This is a genomic window from Sphingomonas sp. HT-1 (assembly GCF_048568905.1).
Lineage (GTDB): Bacteria > Pseudomonadota > Alphaproteobacteria > Sphingomonadales > Sphingomonadaceae > Sphingomonas.
On the sequence record NZ_CP183770.1, the window covers coordinates 3163991 to 3176856 of the forward strand.

Below are 12866 nucleotides of genomic sequence, written 5' to 3' on the forward strand. Positions count from 1 at the left end.
GGGGGTACGGCGTCGGCGATGCGGCGGGCGCATGCGCCTGCGCGCTGGCGGAGGCTGGCGCGTCTCCCCTATAGGTCGGCCATGGTTCGCGTATCCTCACTCCTTGTACTTCTGGCGGCGCTGGTATTGGCCGCCGTCCCCGCACGTGCCCAGCAGAACGGCTTCGATCTGGCCGGGCCGGTGCTGGCGTTGACCGTGACGCGCGGCGACGTTGAGCTTCCGATCGGTGCCGTGCCGTCGCTGTTGCCCGGCGATCGCCTCCGCGTGGAAGCAGATTTCCCCGAGCATCAATCGGCGCGGTACCTGATGATCGTCGTGTTCCTGCGCGGCGCGACGAATCCCCCGCCAAAGGATTGGTTCTACGCGGCCGAAACCTGGCGCAAGAAGAAGAACCGGCTGGATCTGAAGGTGCCCGATGGCGCAGAGCAGGCGGTGGTGCTGCTCGCACCGGAGACGGGCGGCGGGTTCGATTCGGTACGCGACGCGGTACGGGGGCGGCCGGGCGTGTTCGTGCGCGCCGCGCAGGATCTGCACCAGGCATCACTTGATCGGGCACGGCTGGATGCGTTTGTCACCGCGATCGGGCGCATCGGCGAAGCGACGCCCCAGCGGCTGGCGGAAGCTGCGCCCGTGCTGGCCAATGCGCTGCGCATCAAGCTGAAGGCCGAATGCCTTTCGCGCCCGCGCGGGCTGCAGGCGGCCTGCCTGACGCAGGATCGCGACAATCTGGTGCTCCAGGCACAGCGCGGAAGCACCCTGGCTGAAACGCTGACCGGCACGCCTGTGGACCTCGCTTATCGAATCGCGGCGACTCCCGAGGGCGGCGGGGGCTATTTCAGCCCCTATATCGGCTTGGCCCGTGATCTGGCGCGGCTGTTCGGCGCATTTCGCAGCCCCCAATATCAGTATCTGCCGGCGCTATCGCTGGCCCGGTCGGCACAGATGCAGTTGCTGCTCAATGCGGCGCCATCTTTCCAGAGCCCACGATCGGTGCTGGTCGCCGCTTTGCCGCCGATCGGGCCGGCAAGCCGCCCCTTGTGGCGCGCCGCCGGGCCGGCGCCGGTGTGCCTGGGCAAGCCCGATCTGGCGCTGCCGCTGGACGATGCGCCGCTGCTCTACGCCACCGACTACGCACGGGACCTCGCGGTGCAGCTGACCGGCCCCGACGGCAAGGCGCGGAGCTTGCCAGTGCTGGCGGACGTCGAGAAAGGTGGTGTGCGCTTGGCCGGTGGCGTGCCCGAAGATCTCGGCGCCGTCTCCAACGCGGTGCTGCAGGGCCGCTGGGGCTTCGATGGGTTCACCGGGCCTCGGCTCCCCGTCCAGCGCGATGCTGCCGGCGCGTGGCATGCCGAGCCCGATGCGGGCGTGGTGGTCGGTCGCGACCATCCCCTCGTCCTGCGCGGCGGCGCGGCTTTTTGCGTGTCGCAGCTGGTGCTGCGGGATGCGAAGGGCGTCACCCGGCCATTGACCTTCAAGATCACCGGGCAGGACGAAATCTCCACCACGCTGCCGCTGGGTGACGCGCGGCCCGGCAAGATGGGGATTACCATCGCCCGCTTCGGCACCGCCGCGCCGGAGACGCTGGAGCTCGCCGCCCGGCTCGAGGCGAGTCGAATCGACCGCTTCGTGCTGCATGCCGGGGATCGCGAGGGCGTGCTGGAAGGCGCGCGTCTCGATCAGGTAGCCGGGCTTGACTTGGGCGGCGTCCGCTTCGCGCCCGGGGCACTTTCGCGAGGGGAGAAAGGCGATCGGCTCGTGCTCGCCGCCGACGCGGAACCGCTGACGGGGCCGGGTGAAGCTACGATTCGCCTGCAGGACGGCCGAACGGTGCGCCTGGCGGTGAAGATTGCCGAACCGCGTCCGGCGGCCGCGCTGCTCAGCCGGGCTGCATCGGGCGCTGCCGCGCCGGGCGCGCTGCCGCTCACGCTGCCCGATGGCCTGTTACCGGCCGATGCCACGATCGCCTTCTCGTTCAAGATCGCGCGCGGCAGCCTGGCGCGCAGCGACCATGTGGAAATTGCGACCATGTCCGGCGGCGCTACCGGTCGGCTCGGCTTTGCCGACGGCGCGTTGCAGCGCGTCGCGGGGGACGTGATCGTCGCCCGGTTTGATCCGCGCGCCCTGCTCGGTCCGGGCGTAGCGGGGCAGCTACGCTTCCGGCTGGTGCAGGATGGCGTGGCGGGCAATTGGCAGCCGCTGGCGACGCTGGTGCGTTTGCCGGTGCTGACCGGCGTTACCTGCACGGAGCTATGCGACCTGCATGGGCGCGACCTGTTCCTCTTGTCTGCCGTCAGCACCACCGCCGACTTTGCCAAGGCCACTTCCGTTCCGCTAGGCTTTGTTGGGGACTCGCTTCGCCTGCCGCGGCTCGCGGGCAAGATGCTATTCGTGCGGCTGCACGATTCCGGCGATGCCGTTGTCGGTGTCACGCTAGGGGAGGCAGAGTCGCCGGCCCGTCAGGCGGGCGGTGAATGAAGGGGAAATGGTGCTGCCGGCGAGGATTGAACTCGCGACCTCAGCCTTACCAAGGATGCGCTCTACCACTGAGCTACGGCAGCACTGTTTCCGATGCCCGCTGGCCAGCGCCAATCGGGAGGCGCCTATGTGCAGCGCGGGTGCCGATTGTCAACCCGCATCGTGCCGGTTTATCGCAATTGCCATGAAGGATGTGGAAAAGCAGGCCCGGCTGGCCGAAAAGCTGCGCGAAAACCTGCGCCGGCGAAAGGCGCAGGCGCGCGAGGCGAAGGCCGAAGCCGGTGCCCAGGGACCGGGCGACCGCCACGAATCAAGCGATTAGCTCGATCCACCCCTGCGAGGGGGATCGAACCACCTCACCCGATCGGCGCGCACTTGGCTTCGAGCCAGGCGCGCTCCTCGCCCTCCAGCTGCGGGCCGACGATCGCCAGCACCTGGGCGTGATAGGCGTTCAGCCATGCGCGCTCCTCGGGGCTGAGCAGTTCCGGCAGGATGAGGCTGCGCTCTATCGGAGCAAAGGTGAGTGTCTCGAACGCGAGCATCGGCTTGTCGCCGCCGGGGATCGTCCGCTCGATGATGTGGACGAGGTTCTCGATGCGGATCCCGTATTCGCCCGCCTTGTAGTAGCCCGGCTCGTTCGAGAGGAACATGCCAGCGCGTAAGGGCTCCAGCGCCTGCCCGCCCGGATAGGAGGGCGGCGCGATGCGCTGCGGCCCCTCGTGCACCGAGAGATAGGCGCCGACGCCGTGGCCGGTGCCGTGGGCGAAATCGAGCCCAGCTTCCCAGAGCGGGCGGCGGGCGAAACCGTCGATCTGTGCGCCGGTGGTGCCGTCCGGGAAGATGGCGGTGGCGATGGCGATATGGCCCTTCAGCACGCGGGTGAAGCGGTCCTTCATCTCGTGGCTCGCCGCGCCCACCGGCATCACCCTGGTCACGTCGGTGGTGCCATCGCCATATTGGCCGCCCGAATCGATCAGGAACAGCTGGCCGGGTTCGATCGGAAGGCTCGATTTTTCGGTGACCTTGTAGTGCGGGATCGCGCCGTTCGGGCCGGTGGCCGAGATGGTATCGAAGGAAAGGTCCTTCAGCATACCGGTCGCCTCGCGGAAGTCGCGCAGCTTTTCGGCCACTGACAGTTCGGTGAGCCCGCCTTGCGGCGCGGTTTCCTCGAACCACTTCAGGAAGCGGCTGAGCGCGGCGCCGTCGCGGGCCTGCGCCGCCTTGTGGCCCGCCACTTCCGCGGAATTCTTGATCGCCTTGGCGAGGATCACCGGATCGCGCTGCGCGACGACGGTGGCGCCGCCGGCCTCCAGCGCATCGAAGATCGCCGCCACGGCGCTGCCCGGATCGGCGACGACTCGCTTGCCGGCGAGCCCGCCCAGCGCGGGGGCGAAGGCGGCGCGATCGTGGATGCGCACCGCGTTGCCGAGATGCTGGCGCACCGCATCGGTGACCTTGTCCGGCGCGACAAAGAGGTCGGCGGTGCCGTCGGCGTGCACCAGTGTGTAGGCGAGCGCGACCGGCGTGTGGGCAACGTCGCCGCCGCGAACGTTGAAGGTCCATGCGATCGAATCGAGCGCGGCGATCACCACGGCATCGGCCTTGCGGGCCTGGAGCCAGTCGGCGATCTCGGCACGCTTGGCGGCGGAGGATCTGCCGGCCAGCGCCTCGTCGAGCACCGCCAATGGCGCGTCCGAAGGACGGGGCTGATCGGCCCAGACGGCATCGATGGGGTTACGGCCGACGGCAACGAGCGTCGCTCCTTTCTCGGCCAGCGCCTTGCGCGCTTCCTCAACCCAGGCTCGGGTGTGCAGCCACGGATCATAGCCAATGCGGCCGCCATCCGGCGCGTGCTCCGCCAGCCAGTCGGCGACGCTCGTCGCAGGCACGCCGACATAGTGCCAATGCTCGTGCGAAACCTGCTGGCGGACCTGCAGCGTATAGCGCCCATCGGTGAAGATCGCCGCTTCCTGTGGCAGCACCACGGCGGTGCCCGCCGAGCCTTGGAAGCCGGTGAGCCAGGCGAGGCGCTGGGCGTAGGCGCCGACATATTCGGACATGTGCTCGTCGGTGAGCGGCACGACAAAGCCGTCGAGCGCGTCGCGGGAAAGCTGTTCCCGCAGGGCGTTCAGACGATCGGCATAGCTGGACATGAATGAACTTCCTGCATCGTGTCGGCGGCGCCGGGCGCCGCGATCATGGCCGGTTTCTGGCCGATGCAGGGACGTTTGGAAAGGGGCGGGACTGCGCCCGCCCCCAAGGTAGATCAGCGACGGACGCGCACATAGGTGCAGCGGTTCTTCGCAGTGATCGACCGATCGATGGCCCGGCCGCCGAGCGCACCGGCAACACCGCCCGCGGCGGCACCCAGAAGGCCGCCGCCGACCACCGACGGACCCGCCAGGGCACCGGCGACGCCGCCCGCGATCAGGCCGGCTTCGCCCTTCGACTTGCGACACTTTTTCACATAGCGATAGTTGCGACTCGACTTCGACTTGCCTTCGTAGCGCTGCTGGGCATTCGCTGCCGTGATCGGCATGGCGACCGGCATTACCAGGGCAAAGGCGGCGAGCGCGGCGATTGTCTTACGCATATTCGGACCCCATCTTTGGTTCGTGTTCGATGCGTATCAATGTGCCATGCCGCATTTCGGTTGCATGAACCCGCAACAACGATTGGGCGGGCGGTGAGAACCGGCAGCGTCCGGCTCCGTGGTGCGGCCGCGGCGATTGCGGTCGAGGCGCTGCTCGCCGCCCTTCTGTTGGCGGGCCTAGGCGTGCAGCAGGGCACGCGCGACGGCGCGGGTGCCAGCCTGCTCAGCTTCGACGTCCCGCCACCCCCGCAGCCGCCTGCGCCCGAGCCCGCTAAACGTCGTGCGGCCCCCAAAGAGGAGGGAGCGGCGGCACCGCCCAACCGAGTCTCCCGGGCCACCGAGATCGTCGCTCCGCCGCCGCCGATTGTGCTGCAACCGCCGCCGCTGGTGACGGCACCGAAGCCCGCCACCGCGAGCGACTCTTCCTCGGGCGCCGCACCCGTGGCGGGCCCGGGGACTGGTGCGGGTGGCGAGGGCGCCGGCACAGGTAGCGGGGGCAGTGGCGATGGGCCTGGCGGCGGGGGCGGAGAGCCGCTCCGCTGGATTGGCGGGCGGATCACCGATGCCGATTATCCGCGTCGGGCACTGAATGCCGGTTTCAGCGGCACGGTGGGGCTGCGCTTCGTCGTGGGTGTGAACGGACGCGTTTCGAGCTGCACCGTCACGCGCAGCAGCGGCAATCGAGACTTGGACGAAACCACCTGCAAGCTGATCCAGAAACGCTTCCGCTACGTGCCGAGCAAGGATGCAGCCGGCCGCCCCTATTCCGATACGGTGACCGGCGAACATCGCTGGGATCTCTACGAGCGGGAAGACGCCGGGCAATAGCGGCGAAGCTTGCCCTTTGTCTCCCGCCCTCCCGCTGGGCGGATTATCGAATAGGGCCGAACGTCATCGTCATCCCCGGCTTCGCGGGAAGGACGATCATCTTGTACGCCCTGTTATCCCTTCGCCCACCACGCGACTCGCCACCCGCCGGGCACAGGATTGGCGGTCGTCGATTACCCCTTCGCCAGCGCGTCGATCGCCGCGGCCATCTGCAGGTCGCGCGTAGAAAGCCCGCCCGCATCATGGGTGGTCAGCAGCACGTCCACGCGGTTCCACACGTTGGACCATTCGGGATGGTGATCGGCCTTTTCCGCGATCAGCGCCACCCGGGTCATGAAGGCGAAGGCCTCGCCGAAATCGGCGAACAGGAAGCGGCGGGTGATCGCGTCGCGGGCGGGATCATAGGTCCAGGCCGGCAGGGCGGCGAGCGATTCCTCGCGAAGTCCGTCGGTCAATCGCGCTACCATAGATGCCTCCTTGCTCCCGCTCCGCGCATCCGCCTATGCCTTGGAGCATGCCGGAGCAAGCACCAACCCTCGCCCCCGATGCGGCGCTGATCGAGCGGCTCGCCCGCGCCGCGCTGGCGCGCATCCCGGAGCCATTCCAGTCGCACTTGGCGGACGTGGTGCTGCTGGTGGAGGAGTTCGCCGACGAAGATACGCTCGATGCGCTCGACATCGACGACCCTTTCGCGCTGAGCGGCCTCTATCACGGCCGGCCGATCGGCGAGAAATCGGCATTCGACTCGGGCGCATTGCCCGATCGTATCCACCTCTATCGCCGCCCGATCCTCGACGAGTGGGTCGAAACCGGCGAATCGCTCGAGCGGCTGGTCCACCATGTCGTGATCCACGAAGTCGGACATCATTTCGGCCTTTCCGACGAAGACATGCACGCGCTGGAAGACGCCGACGATTGAGCAGCAGCCTGGCCTTTGAGAACGTCACCTGCCTGCGCGGCGGGCGGATCCTCTTCGAAGGGCTCGGCTTTGTGCTGGCTGCCGGGGAGGCTGGGCTGGTGCAGGGGCCGAACGGCGTCGGCAAATCGAGCCTGATCCGCATCGCCGCGGGCCTATTGGCCCCGCTGGGCGGCCGCGTGAGGGGGGACGGCGCCCGGGCATTGCTCAGCGAAAGCGCGGCGCTCGATGCGGAACGCAGCCTGGCCGCAGCGCTCGGCTTCTGGGCGGGGCTGGACCAGCGGACGGCCGCGGTAGGCGCGGCGCTAGATGCGGTGGGATTGGCGGACATCGCCGATGTGCCAGTGCGGCTGCTCTCCACCGGACAGCGGCGGCGGGCTGCGTTCGCGCGGGTGCTGGCCAGCGGCGCGCCGGTGTGGCTGCTCGACGAGCCCGCCAATGGCCTCGACACCGCGTCTATCGGGATGCTGGAGGCGCGGATCGCCGCGCACCGGGCGGACGGCGGCATCGTGCTGGTCGCTACGCATCAGCCGATCGGACTTCCCGGCGCGCGGGAGATACGGCTGTGATCGCGCTGGTCTGGCGCGAATTGCGGCGCGCGTGGAGCAGCGGCGGGCTGGTGCTGCCGATCGCCTTCTTCCTGCTGGTCGCGATCCTGTTCCCCTTTGCGATCGGGCCGGACGGGCGGCTGCTCGCGCGGATCGGTGGCGGCGTGATCTGGGCGGCGGCGCTGCTCGCCGCCTTGCTCCCGGTCGAGCGGCTGGTGACGCCCGATGCCGAGAGCGGCGTGCTCGATCAGTTGGTGGCGCGGGGCTATTCCGATGCCAGCATCGCGGCAGCCAAGATGCTCGGCCATTGGCTCGGCTTCGGCCCGGCGCTGCTGGCGGCGACCTGCCTTGCGGCCGCATTGTTGCACGTATCGGGCGCCGCGTTGGGCACGATCCTGCTCGGACTGGCGATCGGAACGCCGGGGCTGGCGGGGCTGGGTGTGGCGACGGCGGCGCTGGTGGCGGGGCTGCGCGGCGCAGGCGCGCTGGCCGGGCTGGTGATGCTGCCCTTCGCGGTGCCGCTGCTGATCTTCGGTGCCGGCGCCACCGGCGGCGAACCCGGCGCGATCAAGCTGCTCGCGGCGATCAGCTTGTTGCTGGTGGCGGGCTGCCCTTGGGTCGCCGGCGCGGCGATGCGGATGGGGCGGGGCTAGCCGGCTTCTCCCTCCCCCCGAAGAAAGGGGGAGGGAGAAGGGTGCCTCAGTTGCCTTCCGGCCCCTGATAGTTGGTCAGCTCGTCGCCCAGGATGGTGACGACGTGCAGCACGTTGGTGGAACCGGGCGTCTTGAACGGTACGCCGGCGCAGACGATCACTCGGTCGCCCGCCTTGGCGATGCCGTGGCGCAGCGCCATGCGCTTGGCCTTGGCGACCATTTCCTCGAACGAATCGACGTCGCGGGTGTTCACCGCATGCGTGCCCCACAACAGGCCCAGACGGCGTGCGGTGTCGCGCTCCGGGGTGAGCACCAGGATCGGCACCGAAGGCCGCTCGCGGGCGATGCGCCGGGCGGTCGAGCCCGAGCTGGTGAAGCAGATGATCGCCGCCGCCGAAACCGTGCTGGCGATGTTCTTCGCCGCTTCGGCGAGCGCGTCGGCGGTTGTCGGATCGGGCTTGGTGACGGTGAAGTGGACGCGGTCGCCATGCGCCGGATCGCGCTCCACCGCGTCGGCGATCGAGTTCATCATCGACACCGATTCGACCGGCCACTTGCCCGCCGCGCTCTCGGCCGAAAGCATGATCGCGTCGGCGCCGTCATAGACGGCGGTCGCCACGTCGGACACTTCCGCGCGCGTGGGCGAGGGGCTCTCGATCATCGATTCGAGCATCTGCGTGGCGACGATTACTGGCCGGCCCAGCCGACGGGCGGTCTCGACGATGCGCTTCTGCAATGGCGGCACCGACTGCGGCGGCAGCTCGACGCCCAGGTCGCCGCGGGCGACCATCACGCCGTCGCACTGCTCCATGATCTCGTCCAGACGCGCGATCGCGCTCGGCTTCTCGATCTTGGCGAGCAGTGCTGCCTTGCCGCCGATCAGGCGGCGGGCCTCCATCAGGTCCTCGGGACGCTGCACGAAGCTCAGCGCGATCCAGTCGGCGCCCTGCTCGACGGCGAAGCTCAGGTCGCTCCGGTCCTTGTCGGTGAGCGCGGCGAGCGGCAGCACCATGTCGGGCACGTTCAGGCCCTTGTTGTTGGAAAGCGGGCCGCCGACCTCGACGATCGTCGTCAGCCGATCGTGCGCCACGTCGGTCACGCGCAGCACCAGCTTGCCATCGTCGAGCAGCAGGCGCGCATCGGGGTGCGCCGCTTCAAAGATTTCCCGGTGCGGCAGCTCGACGCGGGTGGCGTCGCCCGGGGCGGGATTGCGATCGAGCGTGAATTCATGCCCAGTGACAAGCATCACCTTGCCCTCGGCGAACTTGCCGACGCGCAGCTTCGGGCCTTGGAGATCGGCCAGAATCGTCGTCGGGCGGCCGGTGGTCTTCTCCATCGCGCGGATGGCTTCGAACAGCGGGATCTTCGAGGCCTGATCGCCATGGCTCATGTTGATGCGAAACGCATCGGCGCCGGCGCGGAACAGGCGCTCGATCATTTCGGGGGAGGCGCTGGCCGGTCCCAAGGTTGCCAGAACGCGCACCTTGCGCGAGCGGGGGGAGATCGCCTGTGTCATCGTTGTCTTCCTCGGCTTGTGCGTGCCCGCCTCTAGCCCCAAATGCGTTAACATCAACTCCGGAGGTGCCGAATGGATGAACTTGATCGCCTGGACGACGCAACAGCGGCCCAAGCGTTCCGCCGGCTGGTGCGCCATCTGCGGCACCGGCATGACGCCCAGAACATTGATCTGATGGGGCTTTCGGGCTTTTGCCGGAACTGCCTGGGCGACTGGATCCACGAAGCGGACCCCGGCATCGCCAAGGCCGATGCGCGTCGAATCGTCTACGGCATGGAGCAGTCCGACTGGAAGGCGAAGTACCAGAGCGAGGCCACGCCCGAGCAGCTGGCGCGCATGGAAGAAAGCCTGAAGAAGAACGAAGGCCGCGAGGACGCGCTGGACGAGGCGCTTGACGAGAGCTTCCCGGCCAGTGATCCTCCCAGCATGACTGACCCCCACGCCTGAGCCGGGGGCGCTTCAGGGGGATTGAGAGGATGAAGAAGCTGTTTCTGGCCGCGCTTGCGTGCACCGCGGCCTGTCCGGCACTCGCGCAGACATCCGTCGGCGTCACCTATGTCCAGGCGGGGCGGCTGCTCGATCGGCCGGGCCAGGCCCCGCGCGGAAACAGCACCCTCATCCTGCGTGACGGCAAGGTCGCCGAAGTGCGAGATGGTTTCGTCGCGCCGGAAGCCGGGGCGACCTTGATCGACCTGCGCGACAAGTTCGTGCTCCCTGGCCTGATCGACCTCCATGTCCACCTCTTCTCCGAGGGCGATCCGCTGAAGGAGCGGATGAATGCGCTCACCGAGGATGAGGCCGACGAATTCGTCATCGGCATCGAGGATGCGCGGCGCGACCTGGAGGCGGGCTTCACGACGGTTCGTGACCTGGGCAGCAACCCGCGCGCGATCCGGGCGCTGCGCGACGCGGTGGAGCGGGGCGCAGTCGCCGGGCCGCGAATCGTCAATGCCGGGCGCATGGTCTCGGTCTCCGGTGGGCATGGCGACGGCACCAACGGGCTGGCCGAGGAATATGCCGAGGCGGTGGCGCACCGGCAGATTAACACTTGCGACGGCCCCGATGATTGCCGCCGCGCGGTGCGCCAGCAGATCGGTCTTGGCGCGCAGGTGATCAAGTTCGCGGCCACCGGCGGCGTACTCTCCAACGTCGCCGGCGGCCTCGGCAAGCAGATGTCCGACGAAGAAATGAAGGCAATCGTCGATACGGCGCATGCCTTCGGCCGCCGAGTCGCGGTCCACGCCCATGCGGCGGAGGGCGTGCGCGGAGCAGTGGAGGCGGGGGCCGACACGATCGAGCATGGCAGCTTCCTCGACGACGCGACAATCGCGGCGATGAAGGCGCGCGGCACCTGGCTGGTGCCGACGATGATCGCGCCGGTCACCGCGCTCGCCAATGCCCGCGCCGGCAAGTTGCCGCCTGCCACCATCCCCAAGGCTGAAGCGGCGGCGGCGGCCGCGGCGGCTAGCCATGCCAAGGCGATCAAGGCCGGCGTCAAGGTCGCGTTCGGCACCGATACCGGCGTGTCGCGGCATGGCGAGAATGCCAGGGAATTCGCGCTGCTGGTCCGGGCGGGGCTTACGCCGGCGTCGGCGATTCGCGCGGCGACGCTGGATGCCGCCGATGCACTCGGCCGCAAGGACCAGCTCGGCTCGCTCGAGCCCGGCAAGGCGGCGGACCTGATCGCCGTTGCGGGCGATCCGCTGCAGGACGTAACCGTGCTGGAGCGCATCGACACGGTGGTCCGCGGCGGCGTGGTGCACAAGCTGGGCGGCAAGCGGCAGGTCTTCCCGCAGGACTAGAGCGTGATGGCATGGTTGCGACACGCCGTGACGGAGCCGATTTTGGCTTGTGGCTAGGAGCGAGGAGGGGCGGGGCTTTGCCCCCGTGACCGACGAGGGACGACGCCACGGGCCAAAATCGGCCCGCCGCTTCGCGGTTGCCCTGCGCCGCCCGCCGGACGTCGTCGCACCGCTTGCACGGGCCACCAGCCCGCGCTGCGCGATGCTCCTAGCCGACGAACGGCGCAGGGCAATCACGGCGTGTCGAAACCATGTCATCACGCTCTAAGGTTGAGCGGAAGCTCCGGCTGGCGTACAGGGCCCGCCTGATTCCGTATCCTTGTCGGACGATCCGGCCGGCGCGACCCTCGCGCGGCGCGTTCGTCCGATCCCATGCTTCAGGAGCTAGAACACCCATGTCCGACAATATTTCCGCCGAGCAGCTCCGCCTCCTGATCGAGCGTGTCGAGCGTCTCGAAGAGGAGAAGAAGGGCATCGCCGACGACATCAAGGACGTCTATGCCGAAGCCAAGTCGACCGGCTTCGACGTGAAGACGATGCGCACCATCGTTCGCCTGCGGAAGATGGAAAAGCATCACCGCGAAGAGGCTGAGATGCTGCTCGAAACCTACAAGCAGGCGCTGGGCATCTAAGCCCGCCTTGTTGGCGCTCGCCGGGCATCCGCGCTAAGGCGAGCGCTTCCACTTCTTCCAAACCGCAGGCAGTTCGGGTTCACCATGGCAGGCCATTCCAAATTCAAGAACATCATGCACCGCAAGGGCGCGCAGGATAAGAAGCGCTCGGCGATGTTCTCCAAGCTCAGCCGCGAAATCACCGTCGCGGCCAAGTCGGGCCTGCCCGATCCGGACATGAACCCGCGCCTGCGCGCGGCGATCAACGCCGCCAAGGCGCAGTCGATGCCCAAGGACAATATTCAGCGCGCGCTGGATAAGGCCAGCAAGGGCGAGGGCGAGAATTACGAAGAGATCCGCTACGAGGGCTTCGGCCCGGCAGGCGTCTCGCTGATCATCGAGGCGCTGACCGACAACCGCAACCGCACCGCGACCAATGTGCGCACTGCGGTGTCGAAGAACGGCGGCAACCTCGGCACGGCCGGTTCGGTGAGCCACGGCTTCGATCGCATGGGCCTGATCACCTATCCAGCGAGCGCGGGCGACGCCGAGAAGGTGTTCGAGGCCGCGTTGGAAGCGGGCGCCGAGGATGTCAGCAGCAGCGAGGACGGCCACGAGATCTGGACCGCGCAGGGGGACCTGCATGAAGTCGCCAAGGCACTGGAGCCGGTACTCGGCGAGTCCGAAGGCGCCAAGCTCGCCTGGCGGCCGCAGACCATGGTGACGGTGGGCGCGGACGATGCGGCGACGCTGTTCAAGCTGATCGATGCGCTGGACGACGACGACGACGTCCAGACGGTCTGGGGGAATTACGAAGTTCCTGACGACGTCATGGAGAAGCTGGGTTGATCTTCAACCTAAGCCCCTCCCCTTCAGGGGAGGGGTTGGGGTGGGGCATGGCCGAGTAGCCAGATGCCCCACTCG

General features: G+C 68.4%; 14 protein-coding genes and 1 tRNA gene. 10 read left to right on the top strand and 5 right to left on the bottom strand.

The window, feature by feature from the left end; genetic code table 11:
• Positions 1 to 81 precede the first annotated feature (81 nt).
• A complete protein-coding gene (locus tag ACNFJ7_RS14720) occupies positions 82 to 2475 on the top strand; it encodes a hypothetical protein (protein ID WP_026009187.1) in 2394 nt (797 codons plus the stop codon).
• An 8-nt stretch (positions 2476 to 2483) separates the two neighbouring features.
• Here ACNFJ7_RS14720 and ACNFJ7_RS14725 read toward each other — a convergent pair.
• A tRNA-Thr gene (locus tag ACNFJ7_RS14725) sits at positions 2484 to 2558 on the bottom strand.
• Positions 2559 to 2659: 101 nt separating this feature from the next.
• Here ACNFJ7_RS14725 and ACNFJ7_RS14730 point away from each other — a divergent pair.
• Positions 2660 to 2797: a hypothetical protein gene (locus tag ACNFJ7_RS14730; RefSeq protein ID WP_019369814.1), complete on the top strand. Its 138-nt coding sequence runs from the start codon at positions 2660 to 2662 to the stop codon at positions 2795 to 2797.
• A gap of 34 nt (positions 2798 to 2831) precedes the next feature.
• Here the strand turns inward: ACNFJ7_RS14730 and ACNFJ7_RS14735 are convergent, their stop codons facing one another.
• A complete protein-coding gene (locus tag ACNFJ7_RS14735) occupies positions 2832 to 4628 on the bottom strand; it encodes an aminopeptidase P family protein (protein WP_019369815.1) in 1797 nt (598 codons plus the stop codon).
• Positions 4629 to 4741: 113 nt separating this feature from the next.
• Positions 4742 to 5068, bottom strand: coding sequence for a hypothetical protein (locus ACNFJ7_RS14740; RefSeq protein ID WP_019369816.1), 327 nt, complete (start codon positions 5066 to 5068; stop codon positions 4742 to 4744).
• A gap of 93 nt (positions 5069 to 5161) precedes the next feature.
• Here ACNFJ7_RS14740 and ACNFJ7_RS14745 point away from each other — a divergent pair, with 93 nt between their 5' ends.
• Positions 5162 to 5896 (top strand): energy transducer TonB, encoded by a 735-nt coding sequence (locus ACNFJ7_RS14745; RefSeq protein ID WP_019369817.1) that lies wholly within the window; start codon positions 5162 to 5164, stop codon positions 5894 to 5896.
• A 173-nt stretch (positions 5897 to 6069) separates the two neighbouring features.
• Here ACNFJ7_RS14745 and ACNFJ7_RS14750 read toward each other — a convergent pair whose 3' ends face one another.
• Positions 6070 to 6363, bottom strand: a complete 294-nt coding sequence (locus ACNFJ7_RS14750; protein WP_019369818.1) for a 4a-hydroxytetrahydrobiopterin dehydratase — start codon at positions 6361 to 6363, stop codon at positions 6070 to 6072.
• 47 nt (positions 6364 to 6410) lie between these two features.
• On the opposite strand from ACNFJ7_RS14750, the gene ACNFJ7_RS14755 reads away from it, so the two are divergent.
• The 3 genes from ACNFJ7_RS14755 to ACNFJ7_RS14765 are packed head-to-tail and all read left to right on the top strand — an operon-like array spanning position 6411 to position 8013.
• Positions 6411 to 6815, top strand: coding sequence for a metallopeptidase family protein (locus ACNFJ7_RS14755; RefSeq protein WP_019369819.1), 405 nt, complete (start codon positions 6411 to 6413; stop codon positions 6813 to 6815).
• Complete coding sequence (gene ccmA, locus ACNFJ7_RS14760) at positions 6812 to 7381, top strand: heme ABC exporter ATP-binding protein CcmA (RefSeq protein WP_019369820.1); 570 nt, start codon at positions 6812 to 6814, stop codon at positions 7379 to 7381. The genes ACNFJ7_RS14755 and ccmA overlap by 4 nt, the downstream gene beginning before the upstream one ends.
• A complete protein-coding gene (locus tag ACNFJ7_RS14765) occupies positions 7378 to 8013 on the top strand; it encodes a heme exporter protein CcmB (RefSeq protein WP_019369821.1) in 636 nt (211 codons plus the stop codon). The genes ccmA and ACNFJ7_RS14765 overlap by 4 nt, the downstream gene beginning before the upstream one ends.
• Before the next feature lie 46 nt (positions 8014 to 8059).
• On the opposite strand, the gene pyk is transcribed toward ACNFJ7_RS14765, so the two are convergent.
• Entirely contained in the window at positions 8060 to 9529 is a 1470-nt protein-coding gene (gene pyk / locus ACNFJ7_RS14770) for a pyruvate kinase (RefSeq protein WP_026009188.1), read from the bottom strand.
• Between the two features lie 72 nt (positions 9530 to 9601).
• Here pyk and ACNFJ7_RS14775 point away from each other — a divergent pair, with 72 nt between their 5' ends.
• From ACNFJ7_RS14775 to ACNFJ7_RS14790, 4 genes are all read left to right on the top strand, one after another.
• Positions 9602 to 9976: a DUF1244 domain-containing protein gene (locus tag ACNFJ7_RS14775; protein WP_019369823.1), complete on the top strand. Its 375-nt coding sequence runs from the start codon at positions 9602 to 9604 to the stop codon at positions 9974 to 9976.
• 29 nt (positions 9977 to 10005) lie between these two features.
• Positions 10006 to 11331 (top strand): metal-dependent hydrolase family protein, encoded by a 1326-nt coding sequence (locus tag ACNFJ7_RS14780; protein WP_019369824.1) that lies wholly within the window; start codon positions 10006 to 10008, stop codon positions 11329 to 11331.
• A gap of 395 nt (positions 11332 to 11726) precedes the next feature.
• Entirely contained in the window at positions 11727 to 11963 is a 237-nt protein-coding gene (locus ACNFJ7_RS14785) for a DUF2312 domain-containing protein (RefSeq protein WP_010543233.1), read from the top strand.
• Positions 11964 to 12047: 84 nt separating this feature from the next.
• Positions 12048 to 12791 (top strand): YebC/PmpR family DNA-binding transcriptional regulator, encoded by a 744-nt coding sequence (locus ACNFJ7_RS14790; protein WP_019369825.1) that lies wholly within the window; start codon positions 12048 to 12050, stop codon positions 12789 to 12791.
• The last annotated feature ends 75 nt before the right edge of the window (positions 12792 to 12866 follow it).

What these genes read in the sequence shown, in the direction of transcription:
- ACNFJ7_RS14785 (WP_010543233.1), top strand. Translation starts at nt 11,727, where the DNA reads ATGTCCGACAATATTTCCGCCGAGCAGCTCCGCCTCCTGATCGAGCGT.
- ACNFJ7_RS14780 (WP_019369824.1), top strand. Translation starts at nt 10,006, where the DNA reads ATGAAGAAGCTGTTTCTGGCCGCGCTTGCGTGCACCGCGGCCTGTCCG.
- ACNFJ7_RS14720 (WP_026009187.1), top strand. Translation starts at nt 82, where the DNA reads ATGGTTCGCGTATCCTCACTCCTTGTACTTCTGGCGGCGCTGGTATTG.
- ACNFJ7_RS14755 (WP_019369819.1), top strand. Translation starts at nt 6,411, where the DNA reads ATGCCGGAGCAAGCACCAACCCTCGCCCCCGATGCGGCGCTGATCGAG.
- ACNFJ7_RS14750 (WP_019369818.1), bottom strand. Translation starts at nt 6,363, where the DNA reads ATGGTAGCGCGATTGACCGACGGACTTCGCGAGGAATCGCTCGCCGCC.
- ACNFJ7_RS14790 (WP_019369825.1), top strand. Translation starts at nt 12,048, where the DNA reads ATGGCAGGCCATTCCAAATTCAAGAACATCATGCACCGCAAGGGCGCG.
- ACNFJ7_RS14740 (WP_019369816.1), bottom strand. Translation starts at nt 5,068, where the DNA reads ATGCGTAAGACAATCGCCGCGCTCGCCGCCTTTGCCCTGGTAATGCCG.
- ACNFJ7_RS14735 (WP_019369815.1), bottom strand. Translation starts at nt 4,628, where the DNA reads ATGTCCAGCTATGCCGATCGTCTGAACGCCCTGCGGGAACAGCTTTCC.
- pyk (WP_026009188.1), bottom strand. Translation starts at nt 9,529, where the DNA reads ATGACACAGGCGATCTCCCCCCGCTCGCGCAAGGTGCGCGTTCTGGCA.
- ACNFJ7_RS14775 (WP_019369823.1), top strand. Translation starts at nt 9,602, where the DNA reads ATGGATGAACTTGATCGCCTGGACGACGCAACAGCGGCCCAAGCGTTC.
- ACNFJ7_RS14730 (WP_019369814.1), top strand. Translation starts at nt 2,660, where the DNA reads ATGAAGGATGTGGAAAAGCAGGCCCGGCTGGCCGAAAAGCTGCGCGAA.